The following is a 22,608-nucleotide window of genomic DNA, read 5'->3' as shown; positions in this document are numbered from 1 at the left end:
GGATCAAGGATCTCCGTGCAGTTCAACGCGCTCACCAGCGCCCCGACCGCTCCAACCGCTGACGAGGCGGGCCCCCAGGACGACGTCGTGACGCCCCCGCCCCCCGTCCCTCCCGAGGTCGTCCCCACCCCCGGCCCCGAGGCGTCCTACCACCCTGCTCCAGCCCCTGCCCGGGACCGGCGTCGTCGCTGGCCGCTGTGGACCGCGGCGGCGGCCCTCCTGCTCCTGGGCACTGCCGCTGTGGGCGGCTACGCCTACGCCTCGCACTACTCCGACCTGGCCCTACCAGGTACCACGGTGGCCGGGACGGACGTGTCGGGCATGAACCGTCAGCAGATCGTCGACCTGGTCAACTCCAAGGCCGACGCCGTGACCGTGAAGGTCTCCGGCGACGCCACCGCCACCGCCTCCCTGACGGATCTCGGCGTCACAGTGGACGCCGAGGCAGTGGCTGACGCCGCCCTGAAGCCCAGTGCCTCCTTCGGCTCCCGCCTGGTCGGCCTGTTCTCCGACCACCCAGTGACGGTGGCTACCACCACCCAGGAGGACACCGCTGCCACCTACGCCAGCTCCCTCATCCCCTCCGACAAGACGGCGGCCCACAACGCCGGGGTGACCCTGGGCGAGGACGACGAGACCTTTGAGGTCAGCCCTGGCTCCGAGGGCGTGAGCATTGACGCCTCCACGTTGCGTACCGCGGCCGAGCAGGCCGCCACCTCCCTGACCTCCACGGACGTGTCCGTCAGCTTCGTCACGGCCCCCCCGAAGGTCTCCGACGCCGACGCCCAGGCGGTCGCGGACAAAGCGAACTCCTGGGTGTCCCAGGACGTGACCATCACCGCCACCACCACGACCGGCTCCGGGGACCAGAAGAAGACCGAGGAGGAGTCCTTCACCGCTGACGCCTCCACCAAGGCCTCCTGGATCACGGTCTCCCAGAGCGGCGACAACCCCCCGACCCTGGGCGTGGACAACGCCAAGGTGACCACGTGGGTAAACGAGCAGGCCGACGAGGTCAATGCCGAGCCGGTCAAGGGCCAGCGCAACGTCAACTCCCGCGGGGAGGTGGTCGCCACCGCCGTGGAGGCCAAGGACGGCACCACCGTGTCCAACTCCGCGGACGTGGCCTCGGCCATTACCAACGCCCTGGGCTCGGGTAAGGCATACACCGGCTCCTTCACCACCAAGACGATCGAGGCCACCTGGGAGGAGCGGAAGATCGCCGACGGCGCGGAGAACCTGGTCTACCCGGCCGCCGTGGGCGAGAAGTGGATCGACATCAACCTCTCGAACAAGACGGTCACCGCCTACGAGGGGGCCACCGTCGTGCGTGGCCCCGTGTCCATCGTGGACGGCGCCCCGGAGACCCCCACGGTGACCGGCACGTACCACATCTACCTCCAGAACGCCACGCAGACCATGCGTGGGCAGAACGCGGACGGCACCCCCTACGAGGCCGAGGGCATCCCCTGGATCAGCTACTTCTACGAGGGCTACGCCCTCCACGGCGCCCCGTCGCGCTCCAGCTTCGGCTTCTCCGGCTCCCACGGCTGCCTCAATATGCCGGTGGGCGAGGCCAAGTGGATCTACGACTGGGCCACGATCGGCACCACCGTGGTCTCCCACTACTGAGCCTCCTGCCGCCTGGACATGACGGGACCGCGATCGTATATCACGGTCCCGTCACGTTTTTCTCACGGTCTTATCTCGATTGCCGACTGACCTGCCGCTCTGCGCCGGACGCCACATCAGGGGGAGAGTTCTGGTACCAGATCCTGGTCCCTAGACGTCTCCCCAGTGAATTAGTATGTCTCACGCCCCCTTCCCCACTTCTCTGCAAGGAGCCTGATGCGGCATGGACGACGTTTCCACCCCACTTCTTTGTCCGCAGGACTCGGTCGCCACCCCCGAGGACCCGGTGGCCGAGGCCAGCGCACCACAGGACGAGCACCCCGACCAGGCGGAACCACCTGCCCAGGCGGAGCAGCCTGACCAGGGCCCCGACTCGCCGGAGCAGTCTGACCAGACGGAGCCACCCACCCAGGACGAGCCTGACCCGGCGGAGCAGTCTGACCAGACGGAGCCACCCACCCAGGACGAGCCTGACCCGTCAGAGCCACCCGCTCAGAACGAGCCCGCCCAGGCGGAGCCACCTGCCCAGGCAGAGCCCGACTCATCGGAGCCGTCCACCCAGACGGAGCGCCCCGACCAGGCGGAGTCACCAACCCAGGACGAGCCCGCCCCGTCAGAGCCACCAACTCAGGACGAGCCCGCCCCGTCAGAGCCACCAGCCCAGGCAGAGCCGGAAGCAGGACCAGACCGCCACTCCGGTCTCCTCGGCCTCCTCCGTGCGCCCCGGCGTCGGATCCTGTGGGCCTCGGCGGCCGCCCTGCTCCTGGGGATCGGGGCCGGAGGCTACGCGTACGCGAGCTACTACGCCGACGTCGCCGCCCCGCACACCACGGTGGCCGGGATCGACGTCTCGGGAATGAGCCGTGAGGAGATCGCCACCCTGGTGCGCAGTCGGGCGGAGTCGGTCACCGTCTCCGTGACCGGCGACGTCTCGGCCACGGCGAGCCTGGCCCAGCTGGGTACCACGGTCGACGCCGAGGCCACGGCACAGGCCGCCATCGCCCCGAGCAGCTCGGTCCTCCACCGCCTGACCGCGCTGGTCAGCCCCACGTCAATCGACGTCGTGACCGCCACCGACCCCATGGTCACGGCCGACTACGCCCAGTCCCTGGTGCCCGAGGGCCGTACCAGGGCCCGTAACGCGGACCTGGCCCTGGCCGATGACGGGGAGACCTTCGAGGTGGTCCCCGGCAGCGAGGGCGTCGGACTGGACACCCAGGCCCTCCAGACGGCGGTGGACACCGCGGCCTCCACCCTGTCGGGCACCAAGGTGAGCCTGTCACTGGCGACCGTCACCCCGGAGGTCACCGACGAGATGGCGGCGGCCGTCGCCCGGAGCGCCAACAGCATGGTGGCCCACTCCGTGACCCTCACCGGGCCCGAGGAGGCCTCCCTGACCGCCGACCTGCCCACCAAGGCCTCCTGGGTGGTCACCACCTCCCACCCCCACACCGCCCCCACCCTGTCGGTGGACGTCTCCGAGGTGGAGAGCTGGATCCGTACCAAGGCCGCCTTCCTGAACGTGGACTCGGTCACGGGCAAGCGCTACGTGGACCCTTCCGGGAACGTGGCCGCAGTACCCGTCCAGGCCCAGGACGGGCGCCACGTCTCCAATGCGGAGGCGCTGGCCACTGCCGCGGCGGCGGCCCTGGAGGCCGGTACCGACTACTCCGGCACCCTGGAGACGGCTACCGACACCGCGGCCTGGCAGGACAAGCTCATTGACTACGGCGCCCAGGACCTGGCCTACCCGGCGGCACCCGGGGAGAAGTGGATCGACATCGACCTGTCCAAGGCCACCACGACCGCCTACGAGGGCTCCAGCGTCGTCCACGGCCCGGTACCCATGGTGCCGGGGTCGCCCGACCACCCCACGGTCACCGGCACCTACGCGGTGTACCTCAAGTACGCTGCCCAGGACATGGGCTGCACACCCGGCTGGCCCTACTGCGCCAGGGGCGTGCCCTGGGTGTCCTACTGGCACGAGTCCTACGCCCTCCACGGCGCCCCCTGGCAGCACACCTTCGGGTGGTCGGGCCCGGGCGGCTCCCACGGGTGCATCAACCTGCCGGTCAGCGAAGCCAAGTGGTTCTACGACTGGGACGAGATCGGGACCCCGGTGGTCTCTCACTACTGATAAGAGGACCCTGTGCCGCAGGCCAAGTACCACCACATCTTCGCCACGCTGCAGGAGCGCATTGAGACGGGGGCCTACCCCTTCCAGTCGCTGCTGCCCAGTGAGAACCAGCTGGCGGCGGAGTTCGGGTGCACCCGCAACACGGTGCGCAAGGCGCTCACGCTCCTGGCCGGTGAGGGCTATATCCAGGCGATGCAGGGGCGCGGGGTCCTGGTGATCCACCGGAGGCGTCAGACCTCCACCTTCCTCATCGGCGGCATTGAGTCCATGCGTGAGGCGGCCCGCCGCAACCACCTGGACCTGGCCACCCACCTCATCTCCCTGGAGCGCACCCGGGTGGACGCCGCGCTCGCCGAGCGCTCCGGTATGGCCCGGGGGGCGGACATTACCGTGGTCAGGCGCCTGCGGCTGCTGGACAACGTGCCCCTCATTGTGGACACCAGCTGCTTCCTGACCGTGGTGGTACCGGGCCTGACCCGTCAGGTGGTGGAGTCCTCCATCTACTCCTATCTGGAGGAGGACCTCAAGGTGGTCGTGGCGAGCGCGTCCCGCACGATTATGGTGGAGCGCGCCACGCCTGAGGACCGTCAGTTCATCCACCTGGCGGGTATGGACTGCGTGGCGGTGGTGACCTCCTCGACCTTCGACTCCTCCGGGACCCTCTTTGAGTACACGGTCTCAAGGCACTCCCCCGTGGACTTCTCCTTCCAGGCCACTGCCAAGCGGATGCCGGCACCACGCAGGCAGAGGTAGTGGCGGGGCGAGAGCTGGTGCTCACGCCCCGCCACATACCCTCAGGGGACGGTCTGGCTAGTTGGGCTCACGCTTGCCCAGACGCACCTTCTTGACCTCCTTGCCGCCCTCGAGGTCGGACTCGGAGAAGCCGAAGAAGTAGGTGCACAGGAACGCCACCACCAGGGCCGCGAAGGAGGCGATCCAGAAGCCCGTGAAGGAGCTGTCAATACCCTTGGGGTTCACGAACGAGGGGAAGCCCACGAAGGCGCCGGTGAAGCCCCACATATTGACGTTGAACAGGCCGGTGATGAGCCCTCCCACGGCGCCGCCGATAGAGGCGGTCAGGAAGATGCGGCCGTACTTGAGGTTGAGGCCGTACATGGCGGGCTCGGTGACACCGCACATGGCGGAGATGGTGGCTGGCCCGGCCATACGCTTGATACGGCGGTTGCGGGTCTTGATCCACACCGCCAGGGCGCCGCCGCCCTGGGCGATCATGGTGGCCGAGACGATGGCGTTGAGCGGGGAGTAGCCGGGGTCGGCGATCTGCTGGGAGATAATCGGGATGACCGCCCAGTGCAGGCCGAAGATGACCAGGCACTGGTAGAACCCGCCGATAATGAGCCCGGCCACGGGGTAGCTCAGCTTAAGAACAGCCGTCACCCCGGTGGCGATGGCCCCGGAGATGGCCATGACAATGGGGCCGAAGACCACCAGGACCAGGGTGGAGACAATGAAGATCTCCAGCAGCGGCGCGAAGATGGAACGGATGACCGCCGGGATCCACATCTTGAGCCAGGGCTCGATCCTGGCAGCCAGCCAGGCGGCCACGATAATGGGGAAGATCGAGTAGGCGTAGGCGTTGGTCTGCGGCAGGGAGACCGGGATACCAAAGAAGTCGGTGTTGAAGATCGTGTTGCCGATCTGCCTGACGATGTGGTAAGGCGCCGTGAACCCCGCAGGGTCATCGCCGGACTTGACGATGTACTCCGGGTTCGACATGTGCGCGAGCGAGGGGTAGGCGAGCACGCCGCCGATAATGGCCACGATAATGGGGTCGGAGCCCAGGCGCTTGGCGGCGGTGAAGCCGATGATAATGGGCAGGAAGTAGAACATCGAGTCGGCCATGGCCGAGATGATCTGGTAGGTGTCACTGGCGCTCTCCACGACCTTGAACTGGGTGAGGAGCGCCAGGATGCCCTTGAGGATACCGGAGGCAGCCAGGACGCCGATCACCGGGATCATGGAGCCGGTGATGACGCCGATGAGGGAGGAGAAGCCGTACTTGACCCAGCCCAGGGGGGTGGTGGGCCGCTCCACGGGCTCGGCGGCCTCGTCGGCGTCCCCGGCGGCGCCTGCGGGAAGCTGGCTGACAATGGCGTCGTAGACGTCCACGACGTCGGCGCCGATGACCACCTGGTACTGCCCGCCGGCCTTGGCGACGTCAATGACGCCGTCCAGGTTGGACACGACGTCGTCATTGGCCAGGGAGGCGTCCTTGAGGTAGAAGCGCACCCGGGTGATGCAGTGGATGACGCTGGCTACGTTGTCCGCCCCGCCGACCCCGGCGATAATGTCCGCGGCGGTGGCGTCGAAGCCGGTCCGCCCGTCGGTGCGTCCCGTCGTCGCGACGGCCTCGGCGGCAGGCTCGGTGCTGGTGTCCTTCAGGGTCGCGGTGGCGGCGGGTCCGCCCGCTGCGACGTGCCCGGGGGTGACCTCGAGCCCGGCGAGGTGGGTGGTGCTGTTGGTCAGGACCACGATGGCGGTGGTGGCCTTGCCCGCGGCGGTGACCGCCTTGAGGTCCATGGTGCCCAGGGGCTGGCCGCTGCGCACGCGGTCGCCGGCGCTCACGGTCATCCTGAAGGGCGCTCCCTTGAGCTCCACGGTGTCCACCCCGAGGTGGAGCAGGACCTCCAGGCCGGAGTCGGTCTTGAGCCCGATGGCGTGCCCGGTGGCGGCCACGAGCGTGACGGTGCCGTCAACGGGCGCCACCACCTGGCCGGCGTCGGGCTCGACGCCGAAGCCGTCGCCGACGGCCCCGGAGGAGAAGACGGGATCGGGGATGTCCGCGAGCGGGATCGTGGTCCCGGAGACAGGCGCCGCGAGGCGTACCTGCCGCTCAGGTGCGGTGGTCATGCTGGTCCTTTCGGGGAGGGGGTACATCAGTCAGGAAGGAAGGTGGCGGTGGGCTGGCGGTACGGGGCCGCTCCCGCGCCCTGCCTAAGGCGTCAGGCGGCAGGCTCGGCTCGCTCCAGCAGGGCAATGGCCTCGTAGGGGCGCAGCGGCAGGGCGCTGGGGCGCGGACGGACGGCGCGGTGTGCGGCGACCCAGGCGTCGGCGTCGGCGTGGTTGGCAATGAGGACCTCGGCCGTCTCAAGGCCCTCAGGCAGGGTGACCTCACTGTCGGTGCCCCGCAGGTTGCACAGGACCAGGAGCCGGTCGCCCTCGTGGGTGCGCGTGTAGGCCAGGACGTCGGGGTTGTCCTGCTCCCAGGGGGCGTAGGCGCCCTCGGCAATGAGGGGCAGCTCGTGACGCAGGCTGATCAGCTTGCGGTAGTAGGGCAGGATCGAGCCCTCGCGCTCCTCGCGCTCGACGTTGACGGCCTCCTGGCCGGTGGGGCGCAGCCAGGGGGTACCGGTGGTGAAGCCCGCGGTGGCGCTGGCGTCCCAGGCCATGGGGGTGCGGGAGTTGTCCCGGGCCTTGCGGTGCACGATCCGGAAGGCCTCCTGCGGGGTCCGGCCCTCGGCGAGGAGCTCGGCGTAGGCGTTGCGCGCCTCGACGTCCACGTAGTCCTCGATGGAGGTGTAGGCGGGGTCGGTCATACCGATCTCCTCGCCCATGTAGACGTAGGGGGTACCCCGCAGCAGGTGGACGGCGGTGGCCAGCATGGTGGCGGACTCGGCGCGGTAGCGCCCAGGGTCACCGAAGCGGTTAACGGCCCGGGGCTGGTCGTGGTTGTTCCAGAACAGGGCGTTCCACCCACCCCCCTCCTGCATGCCCAGGGCCCAGTCACTGAGGATCCGCTTGAGGGCGGGCAGGTCGGCGGGGACGTCGGTCCACTTGCGTCCCTGGTCGTAGTCCACCTTGAGGTGGTGGAAGCTGAAGACCATGCTCAGCTCGTGGTTCTCGGGGCGCGAGTAGCCCACGCAGGCCTCGATGGTGGTCGACGACATCTCCCCCACGGTGATACCGGCCTCGTCGGCCCCGAAGCTGGCGGCGGCGAGCTCACGCAGGTAGTCGTGGACCAGGGGGCCGTCGGTGTACATGGCACGGTCGTCGGTGCCCGGGGGGGCGTCACGCAGCTCCTCGTCCTTGCCAATGAGGTTGATGACGTCGAACCGGAAGCCGCGCACCCCCCGCTCGCGCCAGAAGTTGACGATCCCGGCGGCCTGGGCGCGCACGGCGGGGTTGTGCCAGTTGAGGTCGGCCTGGGTGCGGTCGAAGAGGTGAAGGTAGTAGTGGTCGGTGTCCCCGAAGCGCTCCCAGGCCGGGCCGCCGAACTTCGAGACCCAGTTGGTGGGCAGGCTCCCATCCTCCTTGGCGGGGCGCAGGATGTAGTAGTCCTGGTAGACGGGGTCGCCCGCCAGGGCGCGCTGGAACCACTCGTGGGCGGTGGAGGTGTGGTTGAGGACCATGTCCAGGATGACGCCGATCCCCTTCTCCGCGAGCGCGGCGACGAGCTCGTCGAAGTCCTCCATGGTGCCCATGGCGGGGTCGATGGCGCGGTAGTCGGAGATGTCGTAGCCGTTGTCCCGGCCCGGTGAGGGGAAGAAGGGGTTGAACCAGACGTGGTCCACCCCCAGGGAGGCAATGTAGGGGACCTTCTCGATGACGCCGCGCAGGTCGCCCACCCCGTTCCCCGTGGAGTCGCGGAAGGACTTGGGATAGATCTGGTAGACGACGCTGGACCGGAAGGGGCGGGTCGCGGGGCTGGCAGGCATGAGACATCCTCTCAACAGCTTGTGCACACAAGGATGCCCGCCGAGGGCGAGCTTGTATACACATATTATTGTGTGATGAATCATATATCGCTGTGAGGAGGTAGCCTCCCGCGCACCGGGGAGCGGCTAGGCTCCGCTCATGACGACCTACGGATTCATCGGAGCCGGCAACATGGCGGGCGCGATCGTGCGCGGCGCCGTGGCGGCGGGCATACCCCCCTGTGACCTCGCTGTCACCAGCGCCCGCTCCTCCGCCGCGACGCTGGCCCAGGAGGTCGGCGTGCGCCTGGCCGCCAGCGGCCCCGAGCTGGTGTCCACCAGCGCCGTGGTGGTCCTGGCGGTCAAGCCGCACGTGGTCCCCGTCGTGGCCGCGCAGGTGCACGACGCCGTCGCCTCCCACCAGCCGCTGGTCGTCTCCCTCGCCGCCGGGCTGTCCACGGCGCGCCTGGAGGCCCTGCTGCCGACGGGTACGCGGGTGGTCCGGGCCATGCCCAATATGGCGGCCGCCGTGGGTCAGTCCATGACCGCCCTGACCGCCGGGAGCCGGGCTGAGGCGCGGGACGTGGAGCAGGTCCGCGCCCTTACGGACCTGGTGGGACGCACCGTGGTCCTGGAGGAGAGGGACCTCCCCGCCTTCGTGTCCCTGGCCAGCTCCTCCCCCGCGTTCGTGCTGACCCTCATCGAGGCGCTCGCCCGGGGAGGGCTCCTGGAGGGGATGCCCAAGGCCCAGGCGGTGGAGATCGTCACCCAGGCCGTCCTGGGCACGGCCCTCATGGTCCAGGCGGAGGCGGACCGACGGGCCTCCACCGGGTCGGGGCGGAGCCCGGCCGACCTGGTGGACTCGGTGTGCTCCCCCGGGGGGACCACGGTGGCGGGGCTGGTGGCCCTGGAGCGGGCCGGGTTCTCCGACGCCCTCATCCGCGCCGTCCAGGCCACCGTGGCACGGGACCGCGAGCTCGGCGCCTGACGCGAGCCCAGCACCTGAGACGCCCAGCACCTGAGACGCCCGGCGCCTGACGCGAGCCCGGCGCCCACGCCCCCGTTCCCACGGCCAGCGGGTACCGGGGGCAGGCCTCAACCGGTGGGCGGAGTCCACCACGGGGCCACGGCCAGCGGGTACCAGGCAGGACGCCGCCGACGGCGCTGCGTCCCCCCGTTCCCACGGCCAGCGGGTACCGGGGGGGCCACCCGGAGACCGGCGTGCACGACGTCGGTCGCGGCGGACTCGACAGGTACCCGGCAGCCCTCCCGTTCTCACGAAGAACAAGTACCGTTCTCAGCGCGAACAAGTACCGTTCTCGCGAGCAATAAGTACCGTTCTCACGGAGGGCGGGAGGGTGGGCGGGCCTAGCGGGAGGTGCCGGGGCGTGGCTGGCCCGGTGCGTGCACCAGCTGCCAGCGTGAGGAGTCCTGGGAGGCCTCGACGAAGTCCCGGAAGGGCCCGGGCGTCTCGGCCAGCTCCTGGGGCGTGCCGCGCTGGGCCACCCGGGCCCCGTCCGGGCCCGGCTCCAGGAAGACGACCTCGTCGGCCTGGCGGACCGTGGACAGGCGGTGCGCCACCACCAGCACGGTGCGGCCCCGGGAGAGCTCGCGGACGACCTCGGTAATGGCGGACTCGTTCTCGCCGTCCAGGGCCGAGGTGATCTCGTCGAGCAGGAGGACGGGGGCGTCCTTCACGAAGGCGCGGGCGATGGAGACCCTCTGGCGCTCGCCCCCGGACAGGCTCAGCCCCCCGGGGCCCACGTTCGTGTCCCACCCGTGTGGCAGCGCGCTAATGACCCGGTCCAGCCGGGCCCGTCGGGCCGCCTCGGCCAGCTCGGCGTCGGTGGCCTCGGGCCTGGCTATGCGCAGGTTCTCGCGGATGGTGGTGTCGAACAGGTAGACGTCCTGGAAGACCATGGAGGTCAGGGCCATGACCTGGGTGGCGCCCAGGGTGCGCACGTCCGCCCCGCCAATGGTCACCGCCCCGCCGTCGACGTCCCAGAAGCGGGCGGCCAGGCGCAGGACCGTGGACTTGCCGGCCCCCGAGGGCCCCACCAGGGCGGTGACACGGCCCTGCGGGGCGCTCAGGGAGACGTCGGCCAGGACGGGGCGGCCCGGGTCGTAGGAGAAGGAGACCCCGGACAGGGTGATGCCGGTGCCCTCGGGGCGGGCCTCGGTCCCGGGAGCGGGGTCGGGCAGGGGCTGGGCGTCCAGCAGGCTGCTCATGGAGCTCAGGGCGACCTTGGCGTTGTCGGCCTCGGAGGCGAACAGCGCGGCCTTGGTCAGGGGCAGCAGCATGCGGGCGGTCACGGCCATAATCGCCAGGTAGGCGACGACGTCGAGCCGGTGGCCGCTCACGCGCGACATGCCCAGGGCCAGGACCAGGGCGAAGGAGACGTTGACGACCAGGTTGAAGAGCTGGCCCGGGCGCCCCTTGACACGCAGGCCGGTCAGGGTGGCCCGGGAGTCCTCCTCCAGGGTGGTCCGCACCGGCTCCCACCCGGTACGGGTGACGCCGGTGGCGCGCAGCACCGGCTGGAGGCGGGCGAACTCCACCAAGCGGCCGGCGGCCGCGGCGGAGGCGGTGTCCTCCAGCTCGTTGGCACGGGTGGTCGCAGTGCCCATGAGCCGCCAGATGAGCAGCAGGGGGATGATCGTGAGCGCCATGATCAGGGCCAGGGGCCACTCGACGAAGGCGGTGGCCACCAGCATGACCAGCGGCACGATAAAGGCGTTGCACAGGTTGGGGATGACGATGGAGGCCAGGTGGGAGAGGGTGTTGACCTCCTTGGAGGTGGCGTTGACCACGGCGGCCTCCCGCGCGGGGGTGAACCACCCCAGGGGCAGGGTCAGGACGTGCTCGGCCACCCGGTCGATCATGGTGTCACAGACCTCGTAGACGCTGACCCGGTAGGAGCGGTACATGGCGGTGGTGTCCACCACCAGGGTGACCACCCCCAGGACCACCACCACCGCGAGCCAGGGGCCCACGCCGGAGCCGGAGTACAGGGCCCGCAGGAAGGGGATCATGAGGGCCAGGGTGACGCCCTGGAGCACGGCGGAGGTCACGAACCAGGCGGTAAGGACCCGCATCTGGCGGGCGTCTACCAGGCGCAGCAGCATCTTCCACATACTTCAGTCCTCCTGCGGGGCGGTGTCGGGACGGGTGGGGCGGGGGCGCGCAGGCGCCGTGACGGGGGCGGGAGCCGGGGCGGGGCTACCGGGCGACGCCGGGCCCAGGTCCTGGCTGCGCCACATGGCGGCGTAGCGGCCGTCCGCAGCCAGGAGCTCCTCGTGGCGGCCGCGCTCGGCCACCCGTCCGTCGTCAATGACGAGGATCTGGTCGGCGTCGCGCACGGTGGACAGGCGGTGGGCGATGATAATGACGGTGCGTCCGGCCGCCAGGCGGGACAGGGCCTGGTGGATGTCGCGCTCGGAGGCGGGGTCGGCCTGGGCGGTGGCCTCGTCCAGGACCAGGACGGGGGCGTCCTGGAGGTAGGCGCGGGCCAGGGTGACCCGCTGGCGCTCGCCCCCGGAGAGGAACCCGCCCGCCTCGCCCAGGACCGTGTCGTAGCCGTGGGGCAGGCGCGTAATGCGCTCGTGGACGCAGGCGGCCCGGGCCGCCGCCTCCACCTGCTCGCGGGTGGCCCCGGGCCGGCCCAGGGCGATGTTGTCGTGCACGGTGTCGTGGGACAGGGCCACGTCCTGCAGCACGATCGCCACCCGGGAGAACAGCCAGGGGAAGGTGGCCTCGCGCACGTCGACGCCGGAGACGCGCACGGCGCCGGCGTCGACGTCGTAGAAGCGGGCAATGAGACGGGCCAGGGTGGACTTCCCGCCCCCGGAGGGGCCCACCAGGGCGGTGACGGTGCCGGGCTCGGCCGTGAGGGACACGCCCTTGAGCACCGGGGAGCCGGGCTCGTAGGAGAAGGTGACGTCATCCACCTCCACCCTCCCCGGGGCGGGGCCGTCGTCGGCGTCGAAGCCGCCCTCGGGCATGGGCGCCTGGGAGAGCAGCTCGGCGGTGTCCTGGGCTGCCATACGCGACTCGTAGGCGTGCTGCATGAGGTTGATGAACGTGACCATGCCCTCGGGCAGCCCCAGGGCCACCAGGAAGAAGGGCAGGGTGGCGGACAGCTGGGTCCAGCCCTGCCACACGAAGAGCACCGCCAGGGGCGCCACGGTGGCGAACACGGTGGCCGGGCGCAGCACCGCCGCCATGAGGCTCATGGGCCGCCCCGAGCTCGTGACCCACTCGTAGGAGATGTCGGAGAAGTGCCTCCGAGCGGCGTTGAAGCGGGTACGGCTCAGGTCGGTGGCCTGGAAGCCCTTGACCTCCTTAATACCCTCGATCATCTCGACGGTGGCGGCGGCCAGGTCCGTCTGCGCCTTCCCGAAGCGGTCGGTGATACCGCTCAGGCCGCGCATGGCGGGCATGACGGCGGCCAGGGCCAGGAGCCACACCCCCAGCAGGGCCAGGGTCAGCGCCCAGTCGGTCCACAGCAGGTAGGCCGTCCCCGCCAGGGCCATGACCACGGCGTTGGTGGTGTCCCCGGGCATGTGGGCCACGAGGGTGTGGATAGCGGTGGTGTCGTCGCACACCATCTTGCGTATGGTGCCGTGGGGGATGGCGGCCACGCGCCCCAGCGGCAGGCGGCTGAGGGCCTCCACCACACGGACCCGCAGGTGGTGGCGCAGCCTGGCCTCGGCCAGGTGGGTGACGCCCAGGCCCGTGAGGTAGAGCAGCTGGGCGACGAAGAGCGACCCGACGGCGACCACCGCCCACGTCCAGGGCCGGGCCGCGAGCCCCTGGGCGTCCGACTCCCTCAGCCAGATGGCGGCCAGGTTCCGCAGGGCCACGAAGGGCACGATGGACAGCACCGCCCCGACGGCGGTCAGGACGCCGGAGAGGATCATCGCCCCCCGCGCCGGCCTAATGAGGTCGCTGACGGTGACCGTCCTGGTCCCCTCACCCGGCGAGCCCGCCCCGGGGGACTCCTGTGGTCGTCCTGTAGCTGCTGGCATGGTCGACTCTCCTTTTCCGTTCCTTTGCCGTTCCGTCTCAGTGTCCTCAAGAGGGCGTAGGAGCCCTCATCCCACGGTCCTCCACGTGATCGCGGTGACCAGCCAGGTGCAGGCCACCACGGCCCAGTCGCGCCGGCGCCAGGGCTCGTCCCTCAGCTCGGTGCGCCCCCTGTGCGCCCCGAAGGCGCGCGAGTCCATGGACAGGGCCACACGTTCAGCGTGCTGGATCGCCAGGATCATTAGCGGCAGGATCGAGCCCGTCCAGCGCACCACCGGGGCCGCCGGCCCCCAGGCACGGCCGACACCTCGCAGGGCGCGGGCCGTGCGCAGCACGGTGAGGTCCCCGTGGAACCGGGCGATAAAGGCGGTGGCCGCCGTCCCCGCGGACCCGATCCGGTAGGGCATGCGGAAGGTGGCCGTCAGCGTGCGGATAAGGGCCTCGGCGTCGGTGGAGATACCGGAGAGCAGCACCAGGGAGACCATGGCCCCGATCCCGGTCCCGGCGGCCACGGCGCTGCCCATGTCGTAGACCTGCGTCTCGGGGCCGGAGCGGAGCCCGTTGCCGAAGATCCACAGCATGAGCCCCGTGACGGCCCAGGAGCCCAGGACCGAGACGAGTGTGCGGGTGCGCGGGGCCCGTGCGGCGGTCATGAGGACGCTCGCCGTCACCAGGACCGCCAGGTTGACCCGGTGGTCCTTCAGGGCGAAGAGCATGACAATGACAGGGACGACGGCGACGAACAGGGTCAGGGGGTTGAGCCCGGTCAGCAGGCCCCGGCGCGGCTGCGGCCTGGGCGGCACCGCCACGCCACCTGCCGCTGGCGCACCCGGGTCCCCGCCGGCGGGCCGCACGGGGTCCCCCGCACGCCCGGCCCCGGCGGGCTGCGGCAGGGCGACGACGTGGGTGCAGTGCTCCTGGGCCAGCTCCAGGTCGTGGGTGGCCATAATGACGGTGCGGCCCTGGGCGCGCAGCTGCTCGATGAACCCCATGAGCTCGACGGTGTTGGCCCGGTCCTGCCCGTAGGTGGGCTCGTCCAGGACGATGACGTCGCGGTCCTCGCTGACCATGGTGGCCACCGAGAGCCTGCGCGCCTGGCCCCCGGAGAGCGTGAGCGGGTGCTGGTCGGCGTGCGACGTCAGGTGGAACTGCTCCAGGAGCTGGTCGACACGCCCGGCCGGGGTGCCGCCGACCTCGAGCTCCTTGCGGACCGTGGTGGCCACGAACTGGTGCTCGGGGTTCTGGAAGACGTAGCCCACCAGGTGCCTGCCGCGCCGCACCTGCCTGCCGTGCACGCGCGCCCGGGTGGCGGTCAGGGGGACCAGCCCGGCCAGGGCGGACAGGAGGGAGGACTTGCCCGCCCCGTTGGGGCCCACCAGCGCCACCAGCTCACCGCCCCCCAGCCTCATCGAGACGGCCGGGGAGCGCCCGGGGACCTCCATGTCGACGAGCTCCACGCGCGCCCCGTCGCGTCCCGGCGCCCCGGTACCCTCCCCCGTCCCGCCGCCGGTGCCACCGTCGGGGGCGCCACCGTCAGGGGCACCACCATCAGGGGCGCTGGCGCCGCCGCTGGCACCGCCGTCAGCGCCGGCGCCGACAGGCCGCGCGGTGGGGGCGACGGTGTCTATGGCCGCCGTCTCGTGCCAGCCGTCCTCGCCCCTCTCCAGGTAGCGCACGCCGTCGGGCGAGCACAGGTCGGCGAGCACCGGCAGGGTGATGCCCGCCTCCGCGCAGGTCAGCGGCGGCTCGGCGTCCGTCGGCCGCGGGACGCGCCGCAGGGCCCGGGGCATCCACACCCCGACGTCCTCGAGCTCCTGACGGTGCCCCGTGAAGACCTCGCGCGGCGTGCCCAGGGCGATAGTGCGGCCCCGGGCGTCCAGCGCCAGGACCTGGTCGACGACCGGCAGCACGGGATCCAGGTCGTGGTCGATGACGATCACTCCCGTGCCCTCCTCGGCCATGGCGGAGACGAGCCGGTAGAACCCGTCCCGTCCGGTGGCGTCGATGACGCTGGTGGGCTCGTCCAGGACCAGCAGCTGCGGGCGCATGGCCAGGGCCACGGCCACCGCCAGGCGCTGGCGCTGCCCTCCCGAGAGCTGCCACGGGTCGTCCCAGACGCGCCCCAGCAGCCCCACGGTGCGCAGCGACTCCTCCACGCGGGCCGTGATCTCGCTGCGGGGCAGGCACAGGTTCTGCAGGGGGAAGGCGACGTCGTCGTGGACGGTGCGGGTGACCACGGAGGCGTCGGGGTTCTGCCCCACGTAGGCGACGTGCGTGGCCAGGAAGCTGACGGTGGCGTCAGCGACCTCGGTCCCGGCCAGGCGCAGGCTGCCGGCGTACTCCGAGGGCAGGCAGTGCGGGACGAGCCCGCACAGGGCGCGCACCAGGGTGGTCTTCCCGCAGCCGGAGGGCCCGATGACGGCGGTGACCTGCCCGTGCAGGTGGGTCAGGTCCACTGAGTCCAGCACCCAGTCCTCGTACCCCAGGTAGTGGACGCTCAGGCCCTCCACCTCCACCAGGCTGGGGGCCTGGCCGCCTGGTGCCGCGCTCGCGCAGGGAGCCGTGGACGAGGCGCCGTCAGGCACGGCCCTTGGCCCGGTGGTCGATGCCGACGCCGGCACGGTTGAGCAGGTGGGTGAGCAGGATGGTGATACCGCCGCCGACCAGTGCGGAGGCCACGGCGACCGCGCTGGCCAGGACCGGGTAGGCGGCACCGGTGGCGACCTTGAGCATGCCGATGTAGAGGAGGCTGTTGATGAATCCGAAGGTGGCCGCTGAGATGAGGAAGGACCACCAGGTCCACTTGCGGTAGAGCATCAGGGCCAGGGGGATCTCGATAAAGAGCCCGCCCAGGACGTTGCCGAGTACCGCACCCGGGCCGGACGGCGTAACGAAGGCGCTGATAATGCCCATAATGGCGGCGGCGATGAGGACGGCTCCGGGCCTGCGCACCACGGTGGCGGGCAGCAGGTAGGGGATCACCCACAGGCCCATGATCGCGCAGCCCGTCAGCACGACGTCGGGGGCGGCGCCTGCTGCCGGGGCGAGGTAGTTCAGGGGTATCAGGAGGATCATGGACACCACCGACAGCGCGGCCAGCGTCATGAGGTTGCGGGTGCCCAGGGCCGAGTCGGCCAGGCCGCTGCGGGCAGAGGAGCGTATGACGGGGCGCTCCTGCGAGTCCGGGTCGGGCGGCCCGGCCTGCTGTGCCTGTACGACGTCGGGCCGCTCCGTTGCCGGGGTGCTGCTGCTCATCTTCCTTGTCCTCCTGAACTGCTGGGTCGTGGCTGGGGCGGTCGTACCGCCATACTATATGCAAATGATTATCATTCAAAGTTTAGGTGATCTCAATGACGTGGTCGGCGCACTCGTTGAGGAACTCGATGTCGTGGCTGATCACCACCACCACGCGCCCCTCATCGGCCAGGGACCGTAGCTCAGCGGCAATGGTCAGCAGGTGGCGGTAGTCCACCCCGGAGGTGGGCTCGTCGAGGACGATGACGCGGGCGTCCTGGTCCACGGCGGTGGCGATGACGAGCCGCTGCTTCTGTCCCCCGCTCAGGGACAGGGGGTGGCGCTCGGCCAGGCCGGCCAGGTCCAGGCGCTCCAGCTGGGGGGCGCTGGCCTCCTGGGAGACGGACTCGGCAAAGAGCTGGCGGTGGACGTCCTGCATGACCAGGAAGGCCTGTCCGTGCCTGAGCTCCTGGCCGTCCAGGGTCACGCGCGCCCCTCGGCGGGCGCGCTGGAGGCGGCAGACGGCGCGGGCCAGGGTGGTCTTGCCAATGCCGTTGACCCCGGTCACGCCGGTGATGGCGCCAGCGGGAAAGCGCAGGGAGGCGATGTCCAGGATCCTGCGCCCACCGCGCTCGACCACGAGGTCCTCAACGAGCAGGCCCTGACCTCCCTGGGCGCCGCCGGTCCGTCCCTCCCCGGGGCCGGCGGGGCGGGCGGCGGCCCCGGTGCCCGGCGCGGCCCCGGTGCCCGGTACGGCACCGTCGGCACCTGGCACGGTACCGCCGTCACCGGGCCCGCCGTCGCGCAGGGCCGCCACCGGCGTGACCGGGACGCGCAGCTCGGGACGCTCCAGGGTGCGCAGCCCCAGGGAGCGCCGCTCCTCGCCCATGGCGTAGAACTCGGCCCCGCTCATGCGCCTGGCGACCCGACCGTCCTGCATGAGGACGACCTCGTCGGCCAGTCCCTCCAGGAAGTAGACGCGGTGCTCGGCCACGACGACGGTGCGCCCCAGCTCCCTGAGGCGCGCCACGGCGGCGCGCACGTCCTCAATGGCCCAGGGGTCGAGGTTGGACGTGGGCTCGTCCAGCAGGACGACCGGGGTGTCCTGGACCAGGGCCTGGGCGCAGGCGACCTTCTGGAGCTGCCCCCCGGACAGGCCCTTGAGGTCGCGCCCCAGGAGGTCCTCGATACCGAGCTCCTCCACGGCCCGGAGCCGACGCCGTCGGATCTCCTGGGCGGGGACCTGGTAGTTCTGGGGCGCGAAGGCCAGCTCGTCAGCCACCGTGGTGGTGAAGAACTGGGTGGCGGGGTCCTGGAAGACGGTGGCCGTCACGCGCCCCATCTGCTCAATGGGGGTGTCGGCGACCTCGCGCCCCTCCACCAGGACCTCGCCGTCGCGCCGGCCGTGGTGGAAGTGCGGTACGAGGCCGTTGACCAGGCGCACCAGGGTGGACTTGCCCGAGCCGGACGCACCGCACACCAGCGTCAGGGAGCCCGCCGCGGGGGCCAGGGAGACGCCGGTGAGCACCTGCGCGCCGGTGGTGTAGGCGTAGGAGACCGAGTCAATGCTGACGGTCATGACCACACCCCCCAGAAGCGGTAGGCCACGAGGCCCGCCACCAGGGCGACCAGGACGGCGTCGGCCACCCGGAAGCGGGGCCGGTTCACCACGGTGGGGCGGGCGCTGACGCCCAGGCCCCGTATGAGGGCGGCGGCGGAGAGCTCGTCGGCGGTCCGGGCACAGGCCGTCAGGACCGGGACCACGAGCTTCTCGAGGCCGTCCACGGGGTGGCGCCAGAGGTAGGAGCCGGTGTAGCCGCGCAGGCTCATGGCCTCCACGACGCCGTGGGCCTCGTCAATGACCACCGGCAGGAAGCGGAAGAGGACGGCCAGGGGGATGGTCAGGAAGCGGGGCAGCCTCATGGCGTTCATGGCGGCGGTCAGCTCGCTGACGCGGGTGGTGGCCACGAACCAGGTGCCCAGGGCGATGGACAGCCCGAATCGCAGGAGCCAGTAGACCAGCAGGCCTACCGCGACGGCCGCCCCGTGGTGCCACACCCGGGGCAGCTCCGAGAGGACCCAGAGCAGGGAGTTGACCGCCACCAGGGTCACGGCGACACGTACCCGCAGGTCCAGGAGCGCCAGGACCACGACGACCACGAGGACGAGCCAGAGCACCCGGGTCGACCCCGCCGACATGAGCATGACATTGGCCACCAGGACCAGGAGGAACTTGCTGCGGGGGTCGGCCGCGACCCGTACGGTCGCGGGGACGGCCAGGGCGGAGGGGAGAGCGGACACGGTCTCAGGCGACCCCGGCCCGCTCAAAGTGCTTGTGCAGGACCCGCACGCCCACCAGCGCGCAGCCGAAGGCGACCAGGAACACCAGCACGACCCAGCCGCCGATGACGGCCGGCGTGGCCAGCTCGCGGAAGGTGTCGGCGTAGTCCTGCCCCATACGCCTGGCCATGTCGGCGAAGTACTCCTCCGAGCCCCACAGGACGGGCAGGACCGGCCCGACGCACCACACGGAGAACACCGCGAACCCCAGGGCGTTGGTGGAGGTCCTCGTGTACCCGCCGGCCCGGGTGACGAGGTCCGCCAGGAGGCCGAGCCCCGTGGACAGGATCGGGGTGACCCAGGCGTGCCCGGTGGCCACCATGAGGAGGCCGATGACCAGGCCCAGGAGGGTGTAGGCGCCCAGGGCCCGGGTCTTGGCCACGTAGAGCATGCAGACCATGGCGTTGACGACGGTCCCGGCCAGCGCCCCCAGGAGCACCATGACCGGGTTGAGGATGCCGAGCATGCCGCCGGCGAAGAGGACCACGAAGTAGACCGCAGTGAAGACGCCGACATTAATGAGGTTACGTGGGGAGGTAATACGGTTGTGTGTGGCAGAGCCCACGATCACGTCGCAAGTCCTTTCCGGTAACGACCCGCCAGGGAACACGGGTTCAGGGACAGCTTAGGTGCGTCTATCCTATCGCCGTCTTCGGCTCCTAGGACGTAGTCCACCTCACATAGTGCGACCCCGGGGTCCGGGACCGCCCGACGTGCTCATGTACGAAGCCGTGACAGAATCGGCCCCATGTCTGAGCCTGCTGCCACCTCGGCCGCGTCCGGAAGCCCTGCCGACGCCGCGACCCCGCCCTTCCTCCTGCCCTCGCAGGTCCACAGCCCCCGCGTCCCGGCCAGGGCCTCCGCCGACGGCCTGGAGACCACCTGGGGAGGGCGCTGGGAGGAGGAGGGCACCTACGCCTTCGACCGCGGCGCTAAGCGCCACGAGGTCTTCTCCATCGACACCCCGCCGCCCACGGTCTCCGGCTCCCTGCACGTGGGCCACGTCTTCTCCTACACCCACACCGACACCGTGGCCCGCTTCCAGCGCATGCGCGGCAAGGCGGTCTTCTACCCCATGGGCTGGGACGACAACGGCCTGCCCACCGAGCGCCGGGTGCAGAACTACTTCGGGGTGCGCTGCGACCCCTCCCTGCCCTACGACCCGGACTTCACCCCCCCCTTCGCCGGCGGTGAGGGCAGGTCCGTCAAGGCCCGCGACCAGGTGCCGGTCTCGCGGCGCAACTTCGTCGAGCTGTGCGAGCGCCTGACGGTGGAGGACGAGAGGCAGTTCGAGGCCCTGTGGCGCCGCCTGGGCCTGAGCGTGGACTGGTCGCACACCTACCAGACCATCGGCAAGCGGGCCCGCACGGTGGCCCAGACCGCCTTCCTGCGCAACCTGGCCCGTGGCGAGGCCTACCAGGCCCAGGCCCCCGGCCTGTGGGACGTCACCTTCCAGACCGCCGTGGCCCAGGCCGAGCTGGAGTCCCGGGAGTACCCGGGCTTCTACCACCGCCTGGCCTTCCACATTGTGGACGCGGACGCCGCCGCGGCCGCCCGGGCCGCGGGCGCCCCGGTGGAGAACGACGTGGACGTGTGCATCGAGACCACCCGCCCCGAGCTGCTGCCCGCCTGCGTGGCCCTAGTGGCCCACCCCGACGACGAGCGCTACCAGCCCCTGTTCGGCACCACGGTGGCCTCCCCGGTCTTCGGCGTCGAGATCCCGGTCCTGGCCCACCCCGCCGCCGAGATGGACAAGGGCGCCGGGATCGCCATGTGCTGCACCTTCGGGGACACCACGGACATTGACTGGTGGCGGGACCTGGGCCTGCCGCTGCGGGCCGTCCTGCGCAGGGACGGGCGCATCGAGACCGAGACCCCGGAGTGGATCACCTCCCCGGCTGGCCGCGAGGCCTACGCCGCCATGGCCGGCAAGACCACCTTCTCGGCCCGCAAGGCCCTGGTGGCCGAGCTGGCCGCCACCGGTGAGATGCGCGGCGAGCCCACGGCGACGACGCGCCAGACGAACTTCTTCGAGAAGGGCGACAAGCCCCTGGAGATCGTCACCTCCCGCCAGTGGTACATCCGCAACGGCGGCAGGCAGTGGACCAACCCGGCGAGCGGCGCCGACCTGCGCGCCGAGCTGCTGGCCCGGGGCCGCGAGCTGGACTTCCACCCCGACTTCATGCGCGTGCGCTACGAGAACTGGGTGGGGGGCCTGAACAACGACTGGCTCATCTCCCGCCAGCGCTTCTTCGGCGTGCCCTTCCCCCTGTGGTACCGGGTGGGCGACGACGGCGAGGTCGACTACGACGCCGTTATCACCCCTAAGGAGTCCGCCCTGCCGGTGGACCCCTCCTCCGACACCCCGCCCGGCTACACCGAGGACCAGAGGGGCGTGCCCGGCGGCTTCGTGGGCGAGCTCGACATTATGGACACCTGGGCCACCTCCTCCCTGTCCCCCCAGCTGGCCTGCGGGTGGCTGACCGACGACGACCTGTTCACCCGCACCTACCCCATGGACCTGCGCCCCCAGGGCCAGGACATTATCCGCACCTGGCTGTTCACCTCGGTGGTGCGCGCGGACCTGGAGTTCGGCGCCCTGCCGTGGCGCCACGCCGGGCTCTCGGGGTGGATCCTGGACTCGGACCACAAGAAGATGTCCAAGTCCAAGGGCAACGTGGTCACGCCCATGGACCTGCTGGAGAGGTACGGCTCGGACGCGGTGCGCTACTGGGCGGCCTCGGCCCGCCTGGGCCTGGACGCGGCCTTTGAGGAGTCCCAGATCAAGGTCGGCCGGCGCCTGGCGATCAAGCTGCTCAACGCTTCGAAGTTCGCCCTGTCCATGGGGATCCCCTGGGACGCCGACGAGGAGGCCCGGGCCGCCGCACCCGCCCCCTGCCTGGACGCCTCGGTGGTCACCGAGCCGATCGACCGGGCGGTCCTGGCGGCCCTGGCCGACGTGGTGGCCACCGCCACCGCGGCCTTCGAGCGCTTTGAGCACGCCCGCGCCCTGGAGGCCACCGAGTCCCTCTTCTGGACCTTCTGCGACGACTACATCGAGCTGGTCAAGGACCGGGCCAACGACCTCGGGGGCACGCACGAGGCCGCCGCGGTGCGGTCGGCGCGCGCCGCCCTGGCGATCGCGGTGGACACCTTCGTGCGCCTGCTGGCCCCCTTCCTGCCCTTTGTCACCGAGGAGGTGTGGAGCTGGTACCGCACCGGCAGCGTGCACCGCTCCGCCTGGCCCGAGGCCGGTGGCCTGCGAGCGGCCGCGGGCGACGCCGACGCCACCCTGGTGGCCCGCGCCGGGGCGGCCCTGGCGGCCCTGCGCAAGGTCAAGTCGGAGGCCAAGACCAGTCAGAGGACGCCGATCCTCTCGGTGCGCCTGGTGGTGGCCCCCGAGTACGAGGAGGCCGTTGGGGCGGTGCGCGCCGACCTGACCGAGGCCGCCAAGGTCACCGGCAGCTTCGAGGTCTCCACGACGGCGGAGGCGGGAGCGGCACCGGTGGTCACCGCCGTCGAGCTGGGCCAGGCCCCCGCGCGCAAGAAGGCCTGACCTCCCCCAGCCCCGCCGGGCGGCCGAC

At 71.0% G+C, this 22,608-nt stretch carries 14 protein-coding genes; 5 read left to right on the top strand and 9 right to left on the bottom strand.

From position 1 onward, the window contains the following. The first annotated feature begins 15 nt into the window (after positions 1 to 15). The 3 genes from JJJ15_RS10895 (at position 16) to JJJ15_RS10885 (ending at position 4,522) form a co-directional block, all read left to right on the top strand. Complete coding sequence (locus JJJ15_RS10895; RefSeq protein WP_246742042.1) at positions 16 to 1,632, top strand: L,D-transpeptidase; 1,617 nt, start codon at positions 16 to 18, stop codon at positions 1,630 to 1,632. 223 nt (positions 1,633 to 1,855) lie between these two features. Further along, on the top strand, positions 1,856 to 3,769 hold the full coding sequence (locus JJJ15_RS10890) for a L,D-transpeptidase (protein WP_200510748.1): 1,914 nt from the start codon (positions 1,856 to 1,858) through the stop codon (positions 3,767 to 3,769). 12 nt (positions 3,770 to 3,781) lie between these two features. Beyond that, positions 3,782 to 4,522 carry a UTRA domain-containing protein gene (locus JJJ15_RS10885; RefSeq protein ID WP_200510747.1) on the top strand — a complete coding sequence of 247 codons (741 nt, stop codon included), beginning with the start codon at positions 3,782 to 3,784 and terminating at the stop codon, positions 4,520 to 4,522. Between the two features lie 57 nt (positions 4,523 to 4,579). Here the strand turns inward: JJJ15_RS10885 and JJJ15_RS10880 are convergent, their stop codons facing one another. After that, the gene (locus JJJ15_RS10880; RefSeq protein WP_106108668.1) at positions 4,580 to 6,640 is read right to left on the bottom strand and encodes a PTS glucose transporter subunit IIABC; all 2,061 of its coding nucleotides are present in this window, start codon (positions 6,638 to 6,640) and stop codon (positions 4,580 to 4,582) included. 92 nt (positions 6,641 to 6,732) lie between these two features. Continuing rightward, positions 6,733 to 8,445, bottom strand: a complete 1,713-nt coding sequence (locus tag JJJ15_RS10875; RefSeq protein WP_200510746.1) for an alpha,alpha-phosphotrehalase — start codon at positions 8,443 to 8,445, stop codon at positions 6,733 to 6,735. Positions 8,446 to 8,584: 139 nt separating this feature from the next. Here JJJ15_RS10875 and proC point away from each other — a divergent pair, with 139 nt between their 5' ends. Further along, positions 8,585 to 9,412, top strand: coding sequence for a pyrroline-5-carboxylate reductase (gene proC / locus JJJ15_RS10870; RefSeq protein WP_106108666.1), 828 nt, complete (start codon positions 8,585 to 8,587; stop codon positions 9,410 to 9,412). 380 nt (positions 9,413 to 9,792) lie between these two features. Here proC and JJJ15_RS10865 read toward each other — a convergent pair whose 3' ends face one another. From JJJ15_RS10865 to JJJ15_RS10835, 7 genes are all read right to left on the bottom strand, one after another. Next, positions 9,793 to 11,559, bottom strand: coding sequence for an ABC transporter ATP-binding protein (locus JJJ15_RS10865; protein WP_200510745.1), 1,767 nt, complete (start codon positions 11,557 to 11,559; stop codon positions 9,793 to 9,795). Positions 11,560 to 11,562: 3 nt separating this feature from the next. After that, entirely contained in the window at positions 11,563 to 13,344 is a 1,782-nt protein-coding gene (locus JJJ15_RS10860; RefSeq protein ID WP_246742282.1) for an ABC transporter ATP-binding protein, read from the bottom strand. Positions 13,345 to 13,518: 174 nt separating this feature from the next. Beyond that, entirely contained in the window at positions 13,519 to 15,966 is a 2,448-nt protein-coding gene (locus JJJ15_RS10855; protein ID WP_200512049.1) for an ATP-binding cassette domain-containing protein, read from the bottom strand. A 61-nt stretch (positions 15,967 to 16,027) separates the two neighbouring features. Continuing rightward, positions 16,028 to 16,705 carry an ECF transporter S component gene (locus JJJ15_RS10850; RefSeq protein WP_200510743.1) on the bottom strand — a complete coding sequence of 226 codons (678 nt, stop codon included), beginning with the start codon at positions 16,703 to 16,705 and terminating at the stop codon, positions 16,028 to 16,030. Between the two features lie 82 nt (positions 16,706 to 16,787). Beyond that, positions 16,788 to 18,263 (bottom strand): ABC transporter ATP-binding protein, encoded by a 1,476-nt coding sequence (locus tag JJJ15_RS10845; protein WP_200510742.1) that lies wholly within the window; start codon positions 18,261 to 18,263, stop codon positions 16,788 to 16,790. After that, positions 18,260 to 18,985, bottom strand: coding sequence for an energy-coupling factor transporter transmembrane component T (locus tag JJJ15_RS10840; protein ID WP_246742041.1), 726 nt, complete (start codon positions 18,983 to 18,985; stop codon positions 18,260 to 18,262). Before JJJ15_RS10840 ends, JJJ15_RS10845 begins: the two co-directional genes overlap by 4 nt. A gap of 4 nt (positions 18,986 to 18,989) precedes the next feature. Continuing rightward, positions 18,990 to 19,595: an MptD family putative ECF transporter S component gene (locus tag JJJ15_RS10835; protein WP_106108660.1), complete on the bottom strand. Its 606-nt coding sequence runs from the start codon at positions 19,593 to 19,595 to the stop codon at positions 18,990 to 18,992. A gap of 177 nt (positions 19,596 to 19,772) precedes the next feature. Between JJJ15_RS10835 and valS the strand changes: the two genes are divergently transcribed. Beyond that, complete coding sequence (gene valS, locus JJJ15_RS10830) at positions 19,773 to 22,580, top strand: valine--tRNA ligase (protein ID WP_200510740.1); 2,808 nt, start codon at positions 19,773 to 19,775, stop codon at positions 22,578 to 22,580. Positions 22,581 to 22,608 lie beyond the last annotated feature (28 nt).

The sequence above is a fragment of the Actinomyces sp. HMT897 genome (assembly GCF_016626125.1).
Lineage (GTDB): Bacteria > Actinomycetota > Actinomycetes > Actinomycetales > Actinomycetaceae > Actinomyces.
The sequence above is the reverse complement of the archived record's forward strand: the minus strand, read 5'-3'. Positions and strand labels throughout refer to the sequence as shown.

What these genes read in the sequence shown, in the direction of transcription:
- JJJ15_RS10890 (WP_200510748.1), top strand. Translation starts at nt 1,856, where the DNA reads ATGGACGACGTTTCCACCCCACTTCTTTGTCCGCAGGACTCGGTCGCC.
- JJJ15_RS10880 (WP_106108668.1), bottom strand. Translation starts at nt 6,640, where the DNA reads ATGACCACCGCACCTGAGCGGCAGGTACGCCTCGCGGCGCCTGTCTCC.
- JJJ15_RS10875 (WP_200510746.1), bottom strand. Translation starts at nt 8,445, where the DNA reads ATGCCTGCCAGCCCCGCGACCCGCCCCTTCCGGTCCAGCGTCGTCTAC.
- proC (WP_106108666.1), top strand. Translation starts at nt 8,585, where the DNA reads ATGACGACCTACGGATTCATCGGAGCCGGCAACATGGCGGGCGCGATC.
- JJJ15_RS10865 (WP_200510745.1), bottom strand. Translation starts at nt 11,559, where the DNA reads ATGTGGAAGATGCTGCTGCGCCTGGTAGACGCCCGCCAGATGCGGGTC.
- JJJ15_RS10860 (WP_246742282.1), bottom strand. Translation starts at nt 13,344, where the DNA reads ATGATCCTCTCCGGCGTCCTGACCGCCGTCGGGGCGGTGCTGTCCATC.
- JJJ15_RS10850 (WP_200510743.1), bottom strand. Translation starts at nt 16,705, where the DNA reads ATGAGCAGCAGCACCCCGGCAACGGAGCGGCCCGACGTCGTACAGGCA.
- JJJ15_RS10845 (WP_200510742.1), bottom strand. Translation starts at nt 18,263, where the DNA reads ATGACCGTCAGCATTGACTCGGTCTCCTACGCCTACACCACCGGCGCG.
- valS (WP_200510740.1), top strand. Translation starts at nt 19,773, where the DNA reads ATGTCTGAGCCTGCTGCCACCTCGGCCGCGTCCGGAAGCCCTGCCGAC.